A 21,768-nucleotide genomic window follows, 5' to 3' on the forward strand; every position below is an offset into this window, starting at 1 on the left:
GTTTCTGTGAGCGCGCTAGACATTCCACTGATTAGGGGGATAAGCGACTTTCGAATCATTGACCGCCGTCGTCACGGTTGACTCTGCGGATTAGGATGAAAATTACTTTGTTTTCAAATTAAAATATGCATTTTTTGATCCGATAATGGTCATGAAAATGTGACGATTGCTCAATTTTTCGGTAAATGTTATGATTCTCACCGGTTAATTATAATTAGTGTTCAAATTATCAGGAGGCGACTTAGCGCCAGTCTTAACAAAATTAAGGTAGGCACTACGTTAGCAAAAGACCTATTTATGGATAGTGAATTTAAAAAATACAGTATCGACACGACGGATTATCAAGTCGGTCAAGACAACGTTCAAAAGTGGGGATTTGATATCCACAATCCCGTTTTTGGTATCAGCGCAGGACTCGTCATCCTCTGCTTGGTCTCTTTACTAGTGGTTGAACCGGCAACAGCGCGCGACGCGCTCAACGGCTTACGCAACGGTATCATTGCCGATTTTGATGTCTTTTTCATGTGGGCGACAAACTTCTTTGTCGTGTTTGCGATAGCGCTCCTTTTCTCGCCCCTAGGTAAAATTCGCATCGGTGGTATCGATGCGAAGAAAGAGTATTCCACTGTCTCTTGGCTTTCTATGCTGTTTGCCGCGGGCATGGGTATCGGCCTACTTTTTTGGAGTGTAGCTGAGCCGACGGCCTACTTCACCGATTGGTGGGGCATGCCGTTAAACGCTGAACCGTATTCCGATCAGGCGAAGTCCCTGGCGATGGGGGCGACGCTGTTCCACTGGGGTATTCATGGCTGGGCGATTTATGCGATCGTCGCGCTTTCTCTGGCGTTTTTTGCCTATAACAAGGGGCTACCTTTGTCGCTGCGCGCCGCGTTTTATCCCATTTTTGGTGACAGAGCGTGGGGTTGGTTAGGTCACGTGGTCGATATTCTTGCGGTGTTGTCGACGCTGTTTGGCTTGGCAACGTCTCTGGGTCTAGGGGCACAGCAGGCGACCAGTGGTATTAACCATGTGTTTGGTCTTGATGGCGGCACCGGCATGCAGATGATGGTCATCGCTTTCGTTACCTTCATTGCGGTCATTTCAGTGATTCGTGGTATTGATGGCGGCGTGAAAGTGTTGTCAAACGTCAACATGATTGTCGCGTTTGCACTGTTGGTGTTTGTGTTATTCGTCAGTTTTGATGTCGCGACCACTTCAATTTGGGACTCCACGGTTGCCTACGTACAAAACATCTTGCCGCTGAGTAACCCTCATGGCCGTGAAGACATCGACTGGATGCATGGTTGGACAGTCTTCTACTGGGCATGGTGGGTATCTTGGTCACCGTTTGTGGGTATGTTTATCGCTCGAGTCTCGAAAGGTCGTACTGTTCGTGAATTTATTTTTGCCGTGATCGTGATTCCAACCGTGGTGACGCTGATCTGGATGGCGGTGTTCGGTGGTATTGCACTGGATCAAGTGGTCAATAAAGTCGGAGAGCTGGGCACCAATGGCTTAACGGATATTTCACTGACGCTGTTCCATGTCTATGAGCAGCTGCCTTACAGCTCCATTATTTCTGTACTGTCTATTGCCTTAATCTTGGTGTTCTTTGTGACGTCGTCGGACTCCGGCTCTTTGGTGATCGACAGCATTACGGCGGGCGGTAAAATTGATGCACCTGTCCCTCAGCGCATTTTCTGGGCGTGTATCGAAGGTTCGATCGCGGCGGTGATGCTTTGGGTCGGGGGCAAAGAGGCCCTGCAAGCCTTGCAGTCGGGCGTGGTTGCGACCGGCCTGCCTTTCACGCTGGTGCTGCTGGTGATGTGTGTCAGCTTATTGAAAGGCTTGAAGTCTGAGCTGCCCGCTTATCAGTAAGTGATTAAGTGGTAATGAAAGAATGAAAATGAGCACAGCGATGTGCTCATTTTTTTTGCTGTGATGCTCACAAATCGAAATTAAGGGGCAGGCCTTGCCTGGCATCGCGTCTACGCTTAAGTAAGAAGACACAACAGCAACGTCAAAAAGGAGACAATGATGGCTACGTTTAAGCAGGACATCCCGCACCGCGTGACGGTTTATCATGATGACCTTGAGCAAGAGAAAGCGCTAAAAGAGGCAATGAAGCCAGAAAAGCCACGTTACTTTAACGGCAGTCCTACTTATCAAGCAGACAGCATCGAAGAATTCAAAAGTAAAATCAGTCAGGTGGGGTTGTCGTTAGACAAATAATCACTCAGATGGACTAAAGAGGCAGCCTGTTGGCTGCCTCTTCTTTTATCTGTGTTCTATTGTCTGTGGTATGACGCTTTTCTGTTACTGATTCTGGCCGAGCACGTACTCCAGTCCACCGACAATCGCCGCGACTTGAGCCGCATTGCACTCCTCGTCGGTGACGTGTTGGCTGTCTGGATACACTTCAGTGGTGGTGCCATACAGGCAGGTACTGACGCCACCACATAGGCCGAGTTGTTTCATTGGATAGAGAATGACGCCGTGGCTTACGACAGGAGATCCAATGATTTCGCCTTTTTCGTCCGCTGGGGCGATGTGCGTGACTTTGCTCACCGCGTTAATCACCGCGGCTTGAAAGTCTAATTGCGGATTGTCGCTATCTCCAACAGTGTAAAATCCGTCGGGAATCATGCCTTCTATGTACTCAAGGCCATCACGAGCGGCCAGTGCCGGGCGAAACTCACTTTCATCGGTATCGGTGGTTTCATGTAGGTCGATGTGCACCAAAATCTCTTCGTTGATGCTTTCAACTAGCCTCATCAATTGCGCGGATTCTTTGGCAGGGGAGTTGGCGTAAAAAGAGCGATTGGGGTCAATGGCACTGGGGTTCCAGCGATTGATGGTTTCATAGCCCCAAGGGCTGACACACGGCGCGACGATCACATTGAAATATTGGCTGTAATGGGCCATTTTTTCTGCGGCAAACGCCAGCGCACCGTGGACACCACTGGTCTCATAACCGTGTACGCCGCCAGTGATCAACACCACTTTTTTACTTGCGTCCCATTGGCGGCTTCTGATGCAGTAAAGTGCGTAGTGCTGCTCGTCGTAGTCAAGTGAGCCGTATTGTTCAACGTCGAATTGACCACGAAGTGCTTCAATCTTACTCACGACTTGCTGCTGATAATCGCGCTGTTTTGTCACGCTCGCTCGCCAAGCCGCTCGCTCTGTGTCCGTCCATTTCTGCCCGCGTGTTCCGATAGGGTAAGCGTGTGTTTGATTCATTGGTGACCCCTTGTCATTGGTGATGGGCACACAGCATAGTGATAGCTTGCGCAAGAGGCAATCATTGATGGGCGGCTGCTGGAATTTAGTGCGGCTCGTAAACACTGATAGCCGATAATGCACCATAGACACACCACATCGGAAACCATATCAATTCGGACTATACTCATTGTATATCTGCACCCTTATCCGTCGCTTCTCACGACGATGTGGCTTAGTCAATGAATCAATCAGGCTGACGATTATTGAGCAAGCTTATGTGAGTTGACGCCCATTTACCATCGAACAACACCTCTCTACGCCTCGCACCTACTACGGCAAGAAGCGGATAAAGGGGGAATCGCAAGCGGATCTCGCTTTGGTAAAATGGCAGACAATCGGGCTACCGACGTAGCCGTTTGACAAAAAGGTAAAGGAAATCGTGATGTTAATCTCGAATGCAACCGACGTCATTTTGCATGCTTTCGATTGGCCTTATGAGATGGTCAAAGCGAGAGCAACAGATATTGCTAACGCGGGCTATAAATCCGTGTTGGTGTCGCCACCGATGAAATCGCTTAAGCGCGAACAAGGCACACAGTGGTGGCAGCGGTATCAACCGCAAGATTATCGAGTGATAGACAATCAATTGGGTAACACCGAGCAATTTACCGCGATGATTGCCACGCTGAAAGCGCACAAGGTGGAGGTCTACGCGGACGTCGTGTTTAACCATATGGCGAATGAATCCTCGTTACGTGATGATTTACACTACCCCAGTGCTGCGGACATAGAGACCTACCAGAAGGACAAGGCGTATTACGAGCGCCAACGTTTGTTTGGTGATTTGAGTGAGCCACTGTTCGATCACGATGACTTTGTCGAAGCGTTCGGCATCTCGGATTGGCAGGACAAATGGCAAGTGCAAAATGGCCGAATTACTGGCGGGCCAAGCGATCCGGGGCTGCCTACTCTGCGTGACAACGCGCATGTGGTGAGCATTCAGCAGCAATATCTCAAAGCCCTAAAGTCACTCGGGGTCAAAGGGTTTCGCATTGATGCCGCAAAGCACATGACGCTGGAGCATCTGCAAAAAGTGTGGACGGATGAGATTTGTCACGACGTCCATATTTTCGGTGAGATTATCACCAGTGGGGGTGCGACCAAGCCAGAGTATGATCTCTTCTTAGAGCCCTTTCTTGCTCAAACCGATCTCGGAGCCTACGACTTTCCCCTGTTTCAAACACTGTTCGACGCGCTACAACCGAAAGGAAGCTTGAAAAGCTTGGTGGATCCTTATTGCTTTGGCCAAGCGCTATCGGAAAGTCGAGCGATTACGTTCGCCATTACCCATGACATTCCCAATAACGATGTCTTTGCGAATTTGGTGATGGATGAGACGTTGGAGTGGTTAGCTTACTGCTACATTTTGGGCCGAGATGGCGGTGTACCGCTGATCTATACCGATCTCGATACCAGTGGCATTCAAGACAGTTCGGGTCAGCCTCGCTGGCAATCCGCTTGGAAGGACAAAAAAATGTGCGCCGCCATTGCCTTTCACAATCAAATGCATGGCAAACCGATGCGCATCATTGAAGCCGGAGACGACCTCTTGGTGTTTGCTCGTGGCAATGATGGTCTTGTGGTGATCAACAAATCGACACGCAGTCAAACCATAGAGCGAAAAGAGGGGACGGCGATGACGGATGTGCTGACAGGAAAGAGAGTATTTGGCACTGAAAATGCGCTGACTGTGGCCCCTAAAAGCGCCATGATGTTGGTACGCTAATCCAATGAAGCTCTTTAGGCACGTTGACGCTCCTTAGCTCCAACGATGTTTAGTGGGAGAGTTTGAAATGGGCGGGTTGGCTAGGCGTGCATCACCTAGCCAACCAGTGCTCGTTCCAGATTGTCGAACAGGGCGTCGTTGCCATCAAACCATTGTTTGATTACCTGGCTGCGCGCTTGACCTGACAGCATCTGTTTACGCGCTTCACGTACTCTGAGTAAGAGTTGCACTTCACTTGGCAACGGGCTTTGCGCTCGTAGGGTGTTGTCGCTTAACCATTGATTGAGCTGTTTAGTGAATGTGGATTCGCTCAGCTTAGGCGTAATCGAGGGTAACTCATCACGCACGACCGTGAGTAGCGGAAGCTGTTTTTGTCTGTCATCAACCGTGCTTAAGCGATCAAGCAGCGCGGTTAGCAGAGGGGTGGGCTGGATGTAGCCCGCTTGCCTTACGAGTGGCAGTTGGGTGCGTACCGATAGCTCGATGCGATCCAGTTGAGTGTTCGGCGTATAGGTGACGGCCGCTAGGGTATCAAATGGCAGCCAAAAGGTATCGCCTGGCTCGACGACGTACTCTTTTTTGCCCAAACGGATAAAGACGAATCCTTGAGTGACGCGCAGCAAACCGTGCTTGATGGTGTGACGACGTGGTGTTGTCGTCAGATACTCGTGGGATTGCGCTTGATAGGAAATGGCGTAATGCATGGAAAAACTCACTCTTTATGGGGCGACAAGAGTACCGTTTTCTAATTGAAATGCCAATCTTGCCGCTAACCTACACAATCAAATCACGCTTTTCGGTCTCAAGTGGTGACGGTTTGCGCAAAAATGGGCCGACATTCTGGTCTGACCTTACTAATTGTGCGACAACGATAGCTGCTAAGCGCACAAACTCCGCGTAGAATAAGCCAGCTTTAAATTTGATGTAGTAGACCATGACCACAACCACAGACCCATTTGTAGACATCCGCCCTTACAACGACGACGAAATTCCTGCTGCGATTGAACGCTTAATTAATGATGAAGAGTTTATCAGCGCCATCATAAAACATCGCTTCTCAAACCGTGGACGCTGGTTTACTGTGCTGATGTCGCCATTGGTGAAAATCGCGCTAAAAATGAAATGGTCTAAGCTCAACTCTGTTGAAACCATTCAGTTGGAAGTGAAATCCTACCTTGAGCGTACGCTTAACACGACAACAGACGGCGTCACCTACAGCGGTTTAGACCAGCTAGATCCTAATCAAGCCTATTTGTTTGTCTCTAACCACCGTGACATTGCCATGGACCCGGCGTTGGTTAACTATGGTTTGCACGTGAATAACCACAAAACTGTGCGCATTGCGATCGGCGACAATTTATTGAAAAAACCGTGCGCGACGGAGCTGATGAAGCTCAATAAGAGCTTTATTGTTAAACGTTCAGCCAAAGGTCCACGTGAGATGATGAAAGCGTTGGGCACCTTGTCTGCGTACATTAAGCACTCTCTCGACACTGGTCACTCGATTTGGATTGCACAAAAAGAGGGCCGAGCGAAAGATGGGAATGATTTTACTGATCCTGCGATTTTAAAGATGTTTCATGTCGAAGGACGTAAACAGAAAGTCGACTTTGCCGACTACATCCGCTCACTCAATATTGTCCCGGTCTCGATTTCTTACGAATATGATCCCTGTGATAGTGCTAAGGCTCTGGAACTGCATCAAAAAGAGACTCACGGTGTGTATCAAAAAGGTGAGTTTGAAGATATCGAAAGTATCATTCAGGGTATTGTGGGCTACAAAGGCCGCGTCCATGTAGCATTTGGCGACGTGATTCAATCGGGTTGTGATAGCCCTGATGAACTGGCGAGTACCATCGACGAGCAAATCCACCGTCACTACAAGTTGTTCCCAATTAACTTGCTGGCCTCTGGCGATGAAAGTGTCGAAGAAGGGGTTAAGCAGCGCTTAGCCGACAAATTGCAAGCGTTACCAGAGGGTGCGCAGCGCCACCTGATCGCCAGCTATGCCAATCCGGTGAAAAACCAGTAAGCGGTATTCGCGGTTCAATTAATAAGGGCACAGTAGTTTGAATACTGTGCCCTTTTTTTCGGTCGGTTAGTGCTCACTCTAGGGAGCGACGGCACCGCCGAGGGTCAGATTGGTCGGCCAACGGCTAATGCGATTTCCACCAAGGAAGATGTTGCCATTGACGGTCATGGTGTCTGGAAAGGTGGTGATGGCGGAGCCGCCAATATAGAGGTTCCCATCAACCGTCAGTCCTTCCGGCAGCTCGGTCAGTGGTGTGCGCATCACACTCAAATCGCCTTTAACGCGAAATCTAGGTGGCAAGCTTGCTAGAGGCGTGTCAGTAAAATTGAGAAACCCACCCACCTGAATACCGGGAGGCCAACGAGTCACTTGTGACCCGAGGAGGTTGGCATAGCCGCGTATTTTGACTCCTGGGGCGATTTTTTTCAGCCCGCTGTTTGAGGCATCCAAACTGCCTTCTATCTCTATCCCTTTCGGGATTTGTGTCATTTGAGTTTTGGCAATATTGAGATTGCCCTTGATCACAAGGCCATCAGGCAAAGAGGTGTAGGGCTTGTTGCGCAGATCCAAGTTCCCGTAATTATCAAGATGATTCAAAATACGGTAGGTGTCGAGTGGCTCCCCGACAGCGACACAGGAGGCGGCACTGAGCCAAAGCGCAACAAGTTTAACGAGATACTTCATGAACACTCACGATGAACAGACGTGTGTTTAGTATCAGAGAGAGCGGGCTTAGGGTCAATTTTAAGCCAATAAAAAACGGGGATGGACCCCGCTTTTGACACATCAACACTCTATACGTACGATTAGCGCGCCAGTGAACGTGTTTTGAGTTCAAAAATCAGTTTTTCAGCGCTCACTTCAAATTTGAAGTGAGCGGTCAGCTCTTTTGCGTCATCGGCGATAGGAGATACTTGATACTCCACGCTCTCAGACACTTGTTTCGCCAGTTCAAGATATTTGGCCAACTCAGCTTCAAGCAACGTTTTGTTCTCAGCGAAGATGGTCACTTGTGCAACATCGTCACCTTCTTTGATGATGAAGCCCATTTCGCCTGCACAGCCACACGCTTCACATACTTGTTCTTGTTCAGTGCTCATAGTCACTATCCTCTTACAAAGTTTGTGGTCATTTTATCGGTTTATTTGAAGTGAATCCACATAAAAACCTATGATGCAGCATGACATACCATTTACTGTGCTACGCTGTAAGATATCAGTGGGGCTCTGATTGATTGTGAATGAATCCTATTATCAGTGTGATCTTTGTCAATTAATTGAGAAAATTAATGATAATTACTCACGCCGAATGTGCGCTCTCGGTTGTCAGTCGGGGGGATTTATAAGATTATCGGCGGTCTTATTATATACAGAAGTAATGATGTCTTTGCATTTCATAAAAATGCCCTATGGCCTTTTGTGAAAACTTAGCTTACGCCAGATCGTTAGATTTTGCGTTGCTCTGCATTAGCCACGACACGAAATGCGCTCGCGCGCTTTTCACTGCCAGGGTGTTATGCACCGTAAAGCTAACTCGTAGAGGTGTCATGTTTGATTCACTTTGATTTAGATGGATATACAAAGAGAAGAGCCTAAACATGCCTAAGCGTAGTAAAGAAGATACTGAAATCACCATTCAGAAAATAATGGATGCCGTCGTAGACCAACTGTTACGCCTCGGATATGACAAAATGTCATACACCACATTGAGCCAACAAACCGGCGTGTCGCGAACTGGGATCAGTCATCACTTCCCGAAAAAGACCGATTTTACCGCCGCTTTGGATGGCCGTATTTTCAAAATGTTTGTTGAGCACTTGGATTTTGATCACTCATTAAATGAGTTTTCGGCCAGCTGGTTAACGGCGCTAGATAATCCAGAATTTAAAGCGATTTTACGCCTGCTATTCCACCATGTGGTGACGTCGCACAACGCCCCTGAATTTGCGTCAAATGGAATTGAGCGTCTATACAAAACCGTAGAAACTCAGTTTGGTGATGAGAGTGCAAAAGAGCTCGAGTGGTTGATGGGTAAATCCCTTGTCAGCATGACAGCTTAATCATCAAATCGGAAAAATCTTAAACCGCGCCCTGTGAAGACAGTGTGCGGTTTTTCTTTATTTCTCAGAGGTTCTCCGACCAGAAGGTTCGCTTTACCCTTTTTCCGCATTGAAGGGAAGCGAAGTTTTAGACTAATTATTCGCAACGTTAGCACGCCCGCAGAATAACAACTTTCAAATATTCGGTTTCACACACTCTCTAAGCTTGTACTAACCTTGAACTATCTCTTTGTTTATTCGAATATTTAAGATAGCTCAACAGGATGGGAGCCTGAGATGGTAATTAGCACCACAAGTCAAAGTTATAACAGTCCGGAGAGCCTGCTGCATCTTCATGATTTAACCGAGGAAGATCTGGCGCTTATTCGCCGATTTGGTGAAAAAATGGTGCCAAAGCTCGATCAGTTTGTGCATGAGTTTTACCTTTGGCTGGATAAACTCCCCGAGTATCGTCAGTTCTTTTCAGACAGTAAGAAACTGAAATCGGTCCAAGACTCCCAATTGATCTATTGGCAATCTTTTTTTGCTGCCAATGTCGATGCTAATTATATTGCTCGGCGCAGGGAGGTGGGGGAAGTGCATGCCCGAGTTCGCTTGCCGCTGCCGACCTATTTTGCCTCGATGAATACCTCGATGGTGATCTTTACCGATTATATGTCAGGGGAAACAACCAGCAGCGAAGAGTACAGCTCCTTAGTCAAAGCGTTCACTAAGTTACTGCACCTCGACACCACCTTGGTGGTCGAGTCTTATTCTCGTCTTATCAACAAACGCATTGCTGAGCAAAGTGAGGCACTACTGGCGATGTCAACGCCGGTTACCATGATCTGGCAAGATATTCTGATGTTGCCGATTGTTGGCATCATCGACTCTAAGCGCGCACAAGACATCATGGCGGCGGTCCTCAATAAAATCGCTGAGCATCGTGCAAAAATCTTCATTATGGATATTTCAGGGGTCGCGGTCGTAGATACTGCGGTTGCCAACCACTTTATCAAGATCACCAAAGCAACCAAGTTAATGGGGTGTGAGTGCTTAGTGTCCGGCGTCTCGCCTGCCATTGCACAAACGATGGTTCAGCTAGGGATCAACGTGGGCGAGGTGAGTACCAGCGCAACACTGCGCGATGCGCTTGAAAATGCGTTTTCTGCGATAGGTATGAACGTAGACGCCCTAAAAGAAATTCGACATCGAGGATGATGCAGACACAAGATGGACAATAGTATCTCGATTAATCGAGTCAAGCGGGTGCTGATCGCCAGCATTCAAATTGACCTCAGTTTGGAAACGTTGGTGGCTTTTCAAAACGATTTGCTCGAAGAAGTAAAACATTCAGACGTAGACGGCGTGTTGATTGATCTCTCCGGAGTCAAAACGCTCGACCGTACTGCGATGGATACGTTAGTTGACATTACTCAAGCCGTGACGGTGATGGGGCGCAAGAGCGTGTTTGTTGGGATTCGACCAGGTATTGCGATGGCACTGGTCAACATTGACTACGACACAACCAAGCTTAATTGCGTGAACAACATTGATGACGGCCTAGCGATATTTGAGATGTAAATGATCTTTGAGGTGTCACTATGGCAATACCACAGCAACAAGAAACGGTGCTTGACAGTCATGTCATTCATCAAGATACCGACGTCATGACTGCAGTGATGTCGATGTATACCTTAGCGCAGCAGCGTGGGTTTACGCCACCGGTGGTTAGTGAGTTAACCACTGTGGTTTCAGAACTTGCGACGAACATTTTGAAGTACGCCAGTCATGGCGCGATCACCTTTTTTGATGTCACCGACGATACGCGCTCAGGGCTAAAAATTACCGCCCGAGATGATGGACCGGGAATTGAAGATATCGAACAGGCGTTGACCGATAGTTTCTCAACAGGGAAAACGTTAGGTCTTGGCTTACCGGGTATTCGTCGAATGGTAGATGAGTTTGATATCAACGCGCCATTGGGCGAAGGAACGCAAGTCGATGTCGTTAAATGGAGGCGCTAATGGGATTGGATTACAGTGCGCGCGTGGTGCCCTATCTGGGCGAGTTAGAAGCAGGAGATGGATTTGTCATTGATGAGCGACCCAATGGCGTGTTGGTGGTAGTGATTGATGTGCTTGGCCATGGTGAGCAAGCGGCGTTGTTAGCGCGAGAGATTGAGCGCTTTCTTCAGCACTGCCGCGATTGGCCAGTGACGGGCTTGATGACCGCTTTGCACCAACACCTGCGGGGCACACTGGGCGCGGCAGCGACTATGGTGTTTTTTGACACTAGCGCGTGGGTTGCAGAGGGCGTTGGGGTAGGAAACACATTAATGAGGCAGGTATGGCCGAAAACGCGATCCTTTCCTGCCAAATCGGGCGTCATTGGCGAGATGCTTCCCAATCTTTTGCCTTTTCAATGTTCCTTTCAACCGGGAGACATGTTTGTGTTTACCAGTGATGGTATCAGTGAAAATCTGGATGAGGAGGCAGTGAGTTCGGCGGCAATCATCAGTTGTGATGCGGTGGTTGGGCTGCTCTTTGAGCGCTACGCCAAAGAGTTCGATGATGCGACGGCACTCGCGATAAGGTTTAGAGATGAGTAATGAGATAAGACTGACACTTCGCAGTGACGATCGTTCGCGTGTGATGACACGACGAAAGCTGGCGCGAGTGGTTCAGGCCCTGGGTTATCGTCAGCAAGAAGTGGATCAGCTGTCGTTTTTGTCTGCTGAACTGTTTGATGACTTGTTTACCTTAAGCGCGAACTATGAGGCGGTAGTGCATGTATTGCCCACCGGAGTACGGGTTTACATTAATACGCCACAAGGCAACAGTGTGCTTCGTCAGCGGTTGTTGGAGTGGCTTGACCTCTCGCTGTTGTCTGATCAGGTGATATGGTTTCTTGGCGCGAAATCAGACTTATCCGATGCTGAGATGGCAGATCTCGAGACACTGATAGCGCAAAAATCACGTGATGAACTCATGCATGAACTGCAGGTGAAAAATCACGAGTTGTCGGTGTATCAGCAAGGGCTGGAAGAAGAAATCCGTCGTCGCAGTGAGAAGCTGGTGGCGAGTGAGGCTCTGTCGCGAACCATTATCGACGGCGCGCCGTCGAGCGTTGCGATTGTCGATGATCGTATGTCGGTCATTTTATGGAACAAAACCGCGCAAGAGTGTTACGGCTACACAACAGAGCAGGCGGTCGGGCAGGACCTGCTGACATTACTTAAGATAGAGTTGCCGCCAGAGCTGGCTGAACTTACTCACCGTTCGATTAATGTGCATCAATTTGATCGTATCAACGGTGCGTTTTTTGAGGCGCAAACCTACACCGCGAGCGGCACTATGATCCCGATTGATTTAGGGATCAGTCTGTTTGAAATTGAAGGTGAATGCCGCGCGGCGATGTTCCTTCGTGATGTGACCGAGAGAAAGCAAGTTGAGTATGAGCTCAATCAAGCAAAAGAAAAAGCCGAAGAAGCGGTCGAAGTAAAATCCATGTTTCTCGCCAACATGAGTCATGAGATTCGAACACCGATGAACGCCATCATTGGGATGTCTCATTTAGCGCTGAAAACCGAATTGAGTGATAAGCAAAGAGATTACATCAGCAAAATTAACAGCTCAGCTTCACTGCTGCTTGGCATCATCAATGACATCCTCGATTTCAGTAAAATTGAAGCAGGCAAGCTGACGATAGAGGAAGTAGAGTTCTCGTTAGACGAGGTACTGCACAACGTGTCAACGGTAACGGGACAAAAGGCGTTCGAGAAAGGATTGGAGCTGGTCTTTCATGTGCCAACCGATATTCCGCGTACCCTATATGGCGATCCCCTCCGCCTTGGGCAAATTATCATTAATCTGGTCAACAACGCTGTAAAGTTTACAGATCAAGGGGATATTTCGGTCGATGTGACGGTTGAACCTAAGGGGAGCGATCGCATCATGCTGCAATGCGCGGTGCGAGATACAGGTATTGGTATGACGCCGGAACAAACCCAGCGTCTGTTTACGGCATTTACGCAAGCCGATGGCAGTACGACCCGCAAATATGGCGGAACTGGCCTAGGCCTCTCAATCTGTCGCCGTTTGGTCGAGTTGATGGAAGGCGATATCTCAGTGCAAAGTGAAGCGGGCAAAGGCAGTTGTTTCACCTTTAGCGCGCTGGTTGGGGTTAAGGACAGTCGCAGTCACTGGAGCCAAGTTGTGCCGAGTCAACTTCATCATGTCAGACCTTTGGTGGTGGATGAACACGCCGAAGCGCTGACCACTATGGGAGAACTGCTTGCGGCACTACCTAATTCGCCTGTATTGATGGACGATGGCAAAAAAGCGCTAGCACACCTAGAGCAATCAATGTCGAGCGAGACGCCAATCAATTTGGTGTTTATCAGCACGAGTACCCGCGAGGATGCGGCAGTTGTCGAGCAAATATCCACGCTCTTCTCCAATCAGCCCAACTACCATATTGTGTTGCTGGCAGGTCATGAAACCGAGCAGCTCACAAGCGCGATTCAATCGCTCAACGTCAGTGGCACGCTCTCCAAACCGGTGAATCAATCCCATCTGATTGATCTTGTGATCGGCTTGTTTGCATCAACCAGTGAGTTAACCGCGCACAGTGCGCCGCTATCGGCGTCGGATTTGTCTGGGCTACGCGTTCTTCTGACCGAAGATAATGAAATCAACCAGCAGATCGCGGTCGAATTGATGCAAGACAAAGGTATGCTGGTCACCGTGGCGAATAACGGTCAAGAAGCGCTGGACCAATTGGCGGCGGCAGAGCAGCCGTACGACATCATCTTCATGGATTTACAGATGCCGGTGATGGATGGCTATGAAGCGGCGAGCCGCATTCGAGCCAACTCGACGTATGACGAGATTCCGTTGGTTGCAATGACGGCACACGCCATGGTCGAAGAGCGAGATCGCTGCTTGGCGTTAGGCATGAACGATCATATCTCCAAACCGATTGACCCAGACAGATTGTTTAAAGCCATCGCTCGCTTATGTCAGGTCCAGCGGAGTGCTGGGCAAGATGAATGGTGTCCTACATCACCTATGTCGTCTCAAGCGCCCTTATCCCTTGATACCATCCAAGGATTGGATAGCCAAAGTGGCTTATTGCGGGTGGCGGGAAACCGAGATTTGTATGAGCGTATTTTGGGTCAGTTTGTCGACAAAGAGCGTGATGTCGTGGCGCGCATCACCTCTGCGATACAAGACGCGCGGCGCGACGAGGCGGTGCTCATGGCGCATACATTAAAAGGGACGGCGGCGAATCTTGGCGCTGGCTTACTTGCGGCGATGGGATCTCGATTAGAGCTCGCGCTCATCAATGAGGACGAAAGCGAAACATCGGCGGCGTTGAACGAACTGGATAACGCGATCGCGCCATTTTTTGATCAAATCTGTACGTGTATTGCGTGCACGCCGCCCGTCTCAGAGGTGGTCACAGGTAGTGACGGTGATGTCTCATCTTTGATCGCGCAACTCGACCTATTGTTAGAAGAGGCGGATGTCGATGCAGTCGATTTCCTTGAAGAGCACTATGACGCTTTAAGGTCAGCACTGGCCGGCGATGCGTTCGACCTCTGTTGTCGCCACATTAATGATTATGATTTGGTGGCAGCAAGTGAGTCGTTCAAACAGGTGTTATCAGATAAGCAAATGCAGTTGGAGTAGGAGGATAAAATGGAGCCCGGCAAAGCTAAGATCTTAGCGGTCGATGACAACATTGAAAATCGCGTGCTGATCAGTGCACTACTTAGGCTCGAGCACAAAGTGATGCTCGCAACGGGTGGTCAACAAGCGCTAGACATCGCGAAAGCCAAACGTCCGGACCTGATTTTACTGGACATAATGATGCCTGAAATGGATGGGTATGAGGTGTGTAAACGACTGAAGGCGGATCCTGAACTTGCCGAGATCCCGGTTATTTTCTTAACCGCCAAGTCGCAAATCGAGGACGAACAACGTGGATTTGAAGTGGGCGCCGTGGATTACATCCTTAAGCCAATCAGTCCACCTATCTTGAGTTCTCGAGTGAATACCCACCTTAAACTTGCGCAAGCGAAGGAAGTGCTGGCACGTCAAAATGAAATTTTAGAAGAGAAAGTCAAACAGCGGACTCGAGAGTTAGAGCAGTTGCAAGACGCCACCATGAGTGCCATGGCCTCGCTGGCGGAAACACGAGATAACGAAACCGGAAACCATATTCGACGAACACAGCACTACATCAAAGCTCTAGCGGAGCAGCTGGTTGCCATGGGCCACTACCAAGACGTACTGACGCCTACGGTGATTGAGCTTTACTACAAATCGGCGCCGTTGCATGACATCGGTAAAGTCGGAATTCCGGATCAGGTGTTGCTCAAACCCGGAAAACTGACGGATGAAGAGTTTACCACCATGAAAACCCACGCGGCGATTGGGCAGACTGTGATTGAAATCGTTGAAGATTCGTTGGATTTTGAAAGTGACTTTCTTAAGGTCGGCAAAGAGATCGCGAGCGGTCACCATGAAAAATGGGATGGAAGTGGCTACCCCAATGGACTTTCGGGTGAGGCGATTCCACTCAGTGCGCGATTAATGGCCGTCGCGGATGTTTATGATGCGTTGATTTCTCACCGTGTCTATAAGCCGGGCTTTTCACATGAAAAGGCGGTATCGATCATTACCGAGGGGGCTGGGCAGCACTTTGATCCTTTGATTGTCGAGGTCTTTCTCTCTATAGAGTCACGGTTTGCGCAGATTGCCCGTGAGTTTTCTGACAAGCACTCCTCTGATGAGACATAGGAATTCTCTCTATATTAGTGTTTCATAATGCTCGCTTTGCTAACTATCTGTTACACTGAAAGTATTAAACCAATAACTAGCAGTAGGTGCATGAATGTCTTTACCTGTTCTTATTTGTGATGATTCTGCTTTAGCCCGCAAACAAATGGCGCGTTCACTTCCTGCTTCGCTGAATGCCGACATCAGTTTTGCGGTTCATGGCCTCGATGCATTAAAACAGCTTGAAGAGAACTCATTCAAACTGATGTTCCTCGATTTGACCATGCCTGAGCTGGACGGGTTTGGCACCTTAGATGAGATCCAAAAACGCAACATAGACATTCCGGTTGTGGTTGTGTCAGGGGACATTCAGCCCAAAGCGAAAGAGCGTGTGATGTCTTTGGGGGCGAAAGCCTTCATCCAAAAACCTATCAATCAAGACGCGTTGAAAGCGGTTCTACGCGATCTGGTGGAACCTCAGGCCAAGCCACAAATCGTGACTCCCGTGTCTCTGGAATTGCCGGTTCTTCGCCGCCGTGACATCTACATGGAAGTGGCGAACGTGTCGATTGGTCGCGCCGCAGATGCGCTTGCGCGCCACTTTGATGTGTTTGTCCATTTGCCGCTGCCGAACGTCAATATTTTTGAAGTGAGCGAGCTGCACATGGCGCTCAGAGACTTGGCGGAAAATGACCAAGTCTCCGGCGTGTGTCAAGGTTTCAGTGGCGAGGGGATTGCCGGAGAAGCGCTGGTCTTGCTCAGTGACTCCAGTGTCTCCGATTTGAAAAAACTGATGAAAGTGCCTGCGGACAGTGAGGAGTTGGAAGAACTCGAACTCCTAATGGACGTCTCTAACATCCTCGTTGGGTCGTTTTTAAATGGTTTGGGCCAACAAGCTGAAGTTCGCTTTTTCCAAAGCTCTCCGGTGTTACTCGGGCAGCATATTTCGATTGACTCCGTTATTGAGTCAACGACGGGCTCTTTTAGCAAAACCATGACCTTTGAGGTGAGTTATAACATCGACGGTACATCGATTCGTTGTGATTTACTGTTTATGTTTGTCGATGAATCTCTGCCACTACTCGACAATAAGCTGGCGTACTTGATGGAGGACTTTTGATGTTGAATCTTCCTGCTGAATTTGAGCAATTCCACTGGATGGTGGATATGGTACAAAACGTCGATTTGGGCTTAATCGTCATCGACCGTGAGCATAAGGTCCAAGTGTGGAATGGCTTTATGACCCATCATAGCGGCGTGCAATCTCATGATGCGATCGGCAAGTGTTTGTTTGAGCTGTTCCCTGAGATCCCTCAAGACTGGTTTAAACTCAAAACCAAGCCGGTCTACGACTTAGGCTGTCGCAGCTTTATTACGTGGCAGCAACGTCCTTATTTATTTAAGTGTCGTAACGTGCGTCCGGTGACGCAACAAGCCGATTTCATGTATCAGAATATCACCCTAAACCCAATGCGCACGCCAACCGGTGAGATTCGCTCGCTGTTTCTCTCGATTCAAGACGCCACGGCGGAAGCCCTTGTCTCAAAAAAGTGATCGATAAGGTCGCGATCTAGGCTGGGATTGTGCGACAGTGAGAGCACGATTCTAGCCAGTGAGTGACCTATGGATTCCACAACCCTACCACGGTGGCTTTACACTGCCGATCAAGTCAAACAAGGTGAAGTGCTGGCTGCCAAGCGAGCCAATATCACGCTTTATCAATTGATGGAGCGCGCAGGACGCGCGATTTTGACGCTTATTCAGCGCTTATACCCTGAAGACAAGTCGATCACGATATTGTGTGGAACGGGCAATAATGGCGGTGATGGATTTGTGGTCGCTCGTCTTGCTCGTCAAGCGGGGTATGACGTTACTCTGTGGCTCAGTGGCGATGAATCTAAACTACAAGGAGACGCTGAGACCGCGAAGTTCGCCTTTGTGCGTTCGGGAGGCGAGATCCGTTATTTTAAAACTGAGCATCATGCCGAAGCGCTCAAGCGGGATCTTTTGCGCTCAGCGCTGATTGTCGATGCATTACTTGGCACCGGATTAAAAGGGTCGGTTCGTCAGCCGACGCAAGCCATTATCGACACGGTCGCTGAGACTCTCTCTCACACTCCCTGTCCAGTCATCAGTGTCGATGTGCCGTCTGGGCTATGCGCCGACTCTGGCACTCGACTAGGAATTAAGGGCAAGTCACCATGCATAGCGGCCGACCACACTTTAACCTTTATTGGTATTAAGCGCGGACTGGTGACAGGGGAGGCGAGGGCCGTGGTGGGTCAACTCCACTTCGATGGTTTGGGGGTAGATGAGTCCTTTTCGTCCTTGGTCCGCAGTAACACGGAGCGGTTGTCAGAATCTGAGATGCAAGCACTTAAGCCAAAGCGGCATGCTTTAGCACATAAAGGCGATCACGGGCGATTGCTGTGTGTGGGCGGCAACCAAGGCTATGGCGGTGCGATTCGTCTGTGCGCTCAGGCTGCGGCGCGAAGCGGTGCTGGTCTTGTTCGCGTTCTGTGCCACCCACAGAATGTCACCGCGCTTCAAGTCGCATGTCCTGAAGTGATGAGTGAAGGATGGCGAGAAGACTTAGCCATGATCTGTCGCCGTTTTGCAGGGCAAAAAGTGTTGGCTATTGGACCTGGCTTGGGTCAAGACGCTTGGTCTCACGCATTGTATGATCATGCCGCGCAATATGAACAAGTTAAAGTCGTCGACGCCGACGGTTTAAATCGACTTGCCAATCAACCCAACTACGATGAACGGCGTGTCATTACCCCACATCCCGGCGAAGCGGCTAGATTACTGGCTTGCTCGGTGACAGAGGTGGAAGTGGATCGCTTTACCGCAATCAAGGCTTTGCAACAACGATACGGCGGCACCGTCGTTCTCAAAGGAGCTGGGACACTCATTTATGATGGCGAGGTGACCTCTGTGTGTTTTGCGGGCAACCCGGGCATGGCGAGTGGTGGTATGGGCGACGTATTGACCGGAATTATCGCGGCGTTATTGGCTCAAGGATTATCACTCAGCAACGCGGCAAAGCTTGGCGTCTACCTTCACAGTCTTGCGGCGGATGAGTTAGCACGGCGCGAAGACCAGGTTGGTTTGCTCGCCAGTGATCTTATTACTGAGGTGCGTTACCAGCTCAATCAATAAGCCAAATCATCACTTTTTTGTGACATTGATTGTTATTTGAGTCAGTTACGTTAGAATGCTCGTTCGCTCCTGAGTTGTGCATCCGTATTTGCATATAAAAGGAGCTGAATTCTCGCCTTTGACGGCCATTATCCCGGCCGTGAAAGATACGTATGAATTGCAAGTGTTGCTTGGTGTGCAACACCACTGTAAAGGACAGTTAAATGCCTATTATTACTCTTCCTGACGGCAGTCAGCGTCAATTTGACAACCCTGTTTCTACTCTTGATGTCGCGCAATCTATCGGCCCTGGTCTGGCGAAAGCTACTATTGCGGGGCGTGTTGATGGTCAACGTGTCGATGCTTGTGATCTCATCGAAGCGGATGCAAGCCTTGAAATCATCACAGTAAAAGATGAAGTGGATGGTCTTGAAATCGTGCGTCACTCATGTGCGCACTTGTTAGGTCACGCGATCAAGCAGCTTTATCCGAACGCGAAGATGGCGATCGGTCCGACCATCGATAGTGGCTTCTACTACGACATCGACTTAGAAGAGTCATTGACGCAAGAAGATCTTGAAAAGATCGAAAAGCGCATGAAAGAACTGGCGAAAACCAAGTACCCAGTCATTAAGAAGAAAGTCAGTTGGCAGGAAGCACGTGATGCGTTTGAATCACGTGGTGAAACTTACAAAATGGAAATCTTGGATGAGAACGTCGCACGCGATGACCGTCCAGGCCTCTACCATCATGAAGAATACATCGATATGTGTCGTGGTCCTCACGTACCACATATGGGTTTTTGTCAGCACTTTACGCTACTGAATGTAGCGGGTGCTTACTGGCGTGGTAACAGCGACAACAAAATGTTGCAGCGTATTTATGGTACGGCTTTCCACGACAAGAAAGCGCTGAAAGCGCATCTTACACGCTTAGAAGAAGCCGCCAAGCGTGACCACCGCAAAATCGGTAAGCAGCTGGACTTGTTCCACATGCAGCAAGAAGCACCGGGTATGGTGTTCTGGCACCACAACGGTTGGTCTATTTTCCGTGATTTGGAAGTGTTTGTTCGTGAAAAACTTACAGAGTACGACTACCAAGAAGTGAAAGGTCCATTGATGATGGATCGCGTGCTTTGGGAGCGTTCAGGTCACTGGGATAAATACGCCGATGCGATGTTTACCACGTCGTCAGAAAACCGTGAATACGCCATCAAACCAATGAACTGCCCAGGTCACGTACAGATCTTTAACCAAGGTCTGAAATCTTACCGTGACTTGCCTCTGCGTATGGCGGAGTTTGGTTCTTGTCACCGTAATGAACCGTCAGGTGCCCTGCACGGTATCATGCGTGTGCGGGGTTTTACGCAAGATGACGCGCACATCTTCTGTACAGAGAGTCAAATCCAAGAGGAAGTGACGGGCTGTATTAAGATGGTCTACGACACATACCAGACGTTTGGCTTCGAGAACATCGTCGTTAAGCTCTCCACTCGTCCTGAAAAGCGAGTCGGATCAGATGAGATCTGGGATCAGTCGGAAGAAGCGTTGAAGCAATCTTTACAATCGATGGACATTCCATACGAAATTCAAGAGGGCGAAGGTGCATTTTACGGTCCTAAGATCGAGTTCACTCTGTATGACTGTCTCGATCGTGCATGGCAATGTGGTACGGTGCAGCTAGACTTCAATCTACCTGGCCGTCTAGGTGCCTCTTATGTGGATGAGAACAACGAACGTCAAGTTCCTGTTATGATCCACCGTGCGATTTTGGGCTCGCTTGAGCGCTTTATCGGTATTCTCATCGAAGAGTACTTTGGCTTCTTCCCAACTTGGCTATCTCCTGAGCAAGCTGTTGTCATGAATATTACTGATAAGCAGTCTGATTACGCGAAGGAAGTGGCTCAAAAACTACAAAAAGTTGGAATTAGAGCAAAAGCAGACTTGAGAAATGAGAAGATTGGCTTTAAAATCCGCGAACATACTTTAAAGCGTGTACCATACATGCTGGTTTGTGGTGACCAAGAGATGGAAGCCGGCGAAATCGCAGTACGTACTCGTAAAGGTAAAGACCTCGGTAAATTTAAAGTGGATGACTTTATTGCATACATCCAAGACGAGATCTCTACCCGTAAGCTCAATCTGGAGGAATAAACTATTAAAGGCGGAAGACGCGGCCAAGTACCGGCCAAACAAAATGCTCATCGTTTAAACGGTGAAATTCGTGGCGTTCGTGAAGTTCGTTTGACGGGTGCTGATGGCGAATCAGTGGGTGTTGTTTCTATCCAAGAAGCAGTCGCAGCTGCTGAAGAAGCAGGTATGGATTTGGTTGAAATCAGTCCAAACGCTGAGCCACCAGTATGTCGTGTAATGGACTACGGTAAATTCCTCTTTGAGAAGAGCAAATCTGCTAAAGAGCAGAAGAAAAAGCAAAAACAGGTCCAGATTAAAGAAGTAAAATTCCGTCCTGGAACTGATATTGGAGACTATCAGGTAAAACTACGCAACCTGACGCGTTTCCTTGAAGAAGGCAACAAAGTGAAGGTAACAATTCGCTTCCGTGGCCGAGAAATGGCACACCAAGACATCGGTGTTGATGTTCTCAAGCGCTTGAAAGAAGACACAGTAGAATTTGCTGTTGTGGAATCTTTCCCAAGCAGAATTGAAGGGCGTCAGATGATCATGGTTCTTGCCCCTAAGAAGAAGTAATTAACGGCTTACAAGTAATTCAACCCTGCCGTTTACCTTACGGTCAAATGGCG

Annotated in this window: 20 protein-coding genes; 16 read left to right on the top strand and 4 right to left on the bottom strand. The window is 48.9% G+C overall.

Annotated elements, in window-relative coordinates:
* Positions 1-297: 297 nt before the first annotated feature.
* Both AC6R0L_RS17665 and AC6R0L_RS17670 read left to right on the top strand, forming a co-directional pair.
* Positions 298-1,878, top strand: coding sequence for a BCCT family transporter (locus tag AC6R0L_RS17665; RefSeq protein WP_500629987.1), 1,581 nt, complete (start codon positions 298-300; stop codon positions 1,876-1,878).
* A gap of 159 nt (positions 1,879-2,037) precedes the next feature.
* Positions 2,038-2,232 (top strand): hypothetical protein, encoded by a 195-nt coding sequence (locus AC6R0L_RS17670; protein WP_334551586.1) that lies wholly within the window; start codon positions 2,038-2,040, stop codon positions 2,230-2,232.
* Positions 2,233-2,316: 84 nt separating this feature from the next.
* Here AC6R0L_RS17670 and AC6R0L_RS17675 read toward each other — a convergent pair whose 3' ends face one another.
* Positions 2,317-3,240, bottom strand: coding sequence for a M14 family metallopeptidase (locus AC6R0L_RS17675; protein WP_500629988.1), 924 nt, complete (start codon positions 3,238-3,240; stop codon positions 2,317-2,319).
* Positions 3,241-3,664: 424 nt separating this feature from the next.
* Here AC6R0L_RS17675 and AC6R0L_RS17680 point away from each other — a divergent pair, with 424 nt between their 5' ends.
* Positions 3,665-5,008 (top strand): alpha-amylase family glycosyl hydrolase, encoded by a 1,344-nt coding sequence (locus tag AC6R0L_RS17680; protein ID WP_500629989.1) that lies wholly within the window; start codon positions 3,665-3,667, stop codon positions 5,006-5,008.
* A 95-nt stretch (positions 5,009-5,103) separates the two neighbouring features.
* Here AC6R0L_RS17680 and AC6R0L_RS17685 read toward each other — a convergent pair whose 3' ends face one another.
* On the bottom strand, positions 5,104-5,712 hold the full coding sequence (locus AC6R0L_RS17685) for an AraC family transcriptional regulator (protein ID WP_500629990.1): 609 nt from the start codon (positions 5,710-5,712) through the stop codon (positions 5,104-5,106).
* Positions 5,713-5,942: 230 nt separating this feature from the next.
* Between AC6R0L_RS17685 and AC6R0L_RS17690 the strand changes: the two genes are divergently transcribed.
* Positions 5,943-7,040, top strand: coding sequence for a 1-acyl-sn-glycerol-3-phosphate acyltransferase (locus AC6R0L_RS17690; protein ID WP_500629991.1), 1,098 nt, complete (start codon positions 5,943-5,945; stop codon positions 7,038-7,040).
* A 78-nt stretch (positions 7,041-7,118) separates the two neighbouring features.
* Here the strand turns inward: AC6R0L_RS17690 and AC6R0L_RS17695 are convergent, their stop codons facing one another.
* Positions 7,119-7,724 carry a hypothetical protein gene (locus tag AC6R0L_RS17695; protein ID WP_334551597.1) on the bottom strand — a complete coding sequence of 202 codons (606 nt, stop codon included), beginning with the start codon at positions 7,722-7,724 and terminating at the stop codon, positions 7,119-7,121.
* 122 nt (positions 7,725-7,846) lie between these two features.
* Positions 7,847-8,140, bottom strand: a complete 294-nt coding sequence (locus AC6R0L_RS17700) for a YfcZ/YiiS family protein (RefSeq protein ID WP_500629992.1) — start codon at positions 8,138-8,140, stop codon at positions 7,847-7,849.
* Positions 8,141-8,637: 497 nt separating this feature from the next.
* Here AC6R0L_RS17700 and AC6R0L_RS17705 point away from each other — a divergent pair, with 497 nt between their 5' ends.
* From AC6R0L_RS17705 to infC, 12 genes are all read left to right on the top strand, one after another.
* Positions 8,638-9,099: a TetR/AcrR family transcriptional regulator gene (locus AC6R0L_RS17705; protein ID WP_500629993.1), complete on the top strand. Its 462-nt coding sequence runs from the start codon at positions 8,638-8,640 to the stop codon at positions 9,097-9,099.
* A 276-nt stretch (positions 9,100-9,375) separates the two neighbouring features.
* Positions 9,376-10,299, top strand: coding sequence for a protoglobin domain-containing protein (locus tag AC6R0L_RS17710; protein WP_500629994.1), 924 nt, complete (start codon positions 9,376-9,378; stop codon positions 10,297-10,299).
* A 12-nt stretch (positions 10,300-10,311) separates the two neighbouring features.
* A complete protein-coding gene (locus AC6R0L_RS17715) occupies positions 10,312-10,662 on the top strand; it encodes an STAS domain-containing protein (protein WP_334551603.1) in 351 nt (116 codons plus the stop codon).
* Between the two features lie 20 nt (positions 10,663-10,682).
* Positions 10,683-11,105: an anti-sigma regulatory factor gene (locus AC6R0L_RS17720; RefSeq protein WP_500629995.1), complete on the top strand. Its 423-nt coding sequence runs from the start codon at positions 10,683-10,685 to the stop codon at positions 11,103-11,105.
* Positions 11,105-11,689, top strand: a complete 585-nt coding sequence (locus tag AC6R0L_RS17725) for a SpoIIE family protein phosphatase (protein ID WP_500629996.1) — start codon at positions 11,105-11,107, stop codon at positions 11,687-11,689. The genes AC6R0L_RS17720 and AC6R0L_RS17725 overlap by 1 nt, the downstream gene beginning before the upstream one ends.
* Positions 11,682-14,774, top strand: a complete 3,093-nt coding sequence (locus AC6R0L_RS17730) for a hybrid sensor histidine kinase/response regulator (RefSeq protein ID WP_500629997.1) — start codon at positions 11,682-11,684, stop codon at positions 14,772-14,774. Before AC6R0L_RS17725 ends, AC6R0L_RS17730 begins: the two co-directional genes overlap by 8 nt.
* A gap of 9 nt (positions 14,775-14,783) precedes the next feature.
* Positions 14,784-15,887 (top strand): response regulator, encoded by a 1,104-nt coding sequence (locus tag AC6R0L_RS17735; protein ID WP_500629998.1) that lies wholly within the window; start codon positions 14,784-14,786, stop codon positions 15,885-15,887.
* A 94-nt stretch (positions 15,888-15,981) separates the two neighbouring features.
* On the top strand, positions 15,982-16,986 hold the full coding sequence (locus AC6R0L_RS17740) for a response regulator (protein ID WP_500629999.1): 1,005 nt from the start codon (positions 15,982-15,984) through the stop codon (positions 16,984-16,986).
* Entirely contained in the window at positions 16,986-17,420 is a 435-nt protein-coding gene (locus AC6R0L_RS17745) for a PAS domain-containing protein (RefSeq protein ID WP_500630000.1), read from the top strand. Before AC6R0L_RS17740 ends, AC6R0L_RS17745 begins: the two co-directional genes overlap by 1 nt.
* Positions 17,421-17,489: 69 nt before the next feature.
* The gene (locus AC6R0L_RS17750; protein WP_500630001.1) at positions 17,490-19,028 is read left to right on the top strand and encodes an NAD(P)H-hydrate dehydratase; all 1,539 of its coding nucleotides are present in this window, start codon (positions 17,490-17,492) and stop codon (positions 19,026-19,028) included.
* Between the two features lie 203 nt (positions 19,029-19,231).
* Entirely contained in the window at positions 19,232-21,160 is a 1,929-nt protein-coding gene (gene thrS, locus AC6R0L_RS17755) for a threonine--tRNA ligase (RefSeq protein WP_334551616.1), read from the top strand.
* A gap of 3 nt (positions 21,161-21,163) precedes the next feature.
* A complete protein-coding gene (gene infC / locus AC6R0L_RS17760) occupies positions 21,164-21,715 on the top strand; it encodes a translation initiation factor IF-3 (RefSeq protein ID WP_334552191.1) in 552 nt (183 codons plus the stop codon).
* Positions 21,716-21,768 lie beyond the last annotated feature (53 nt).

This window comes from Vibrio sp. R15-SG3-ISO1A (assembly GCF_059833955.1).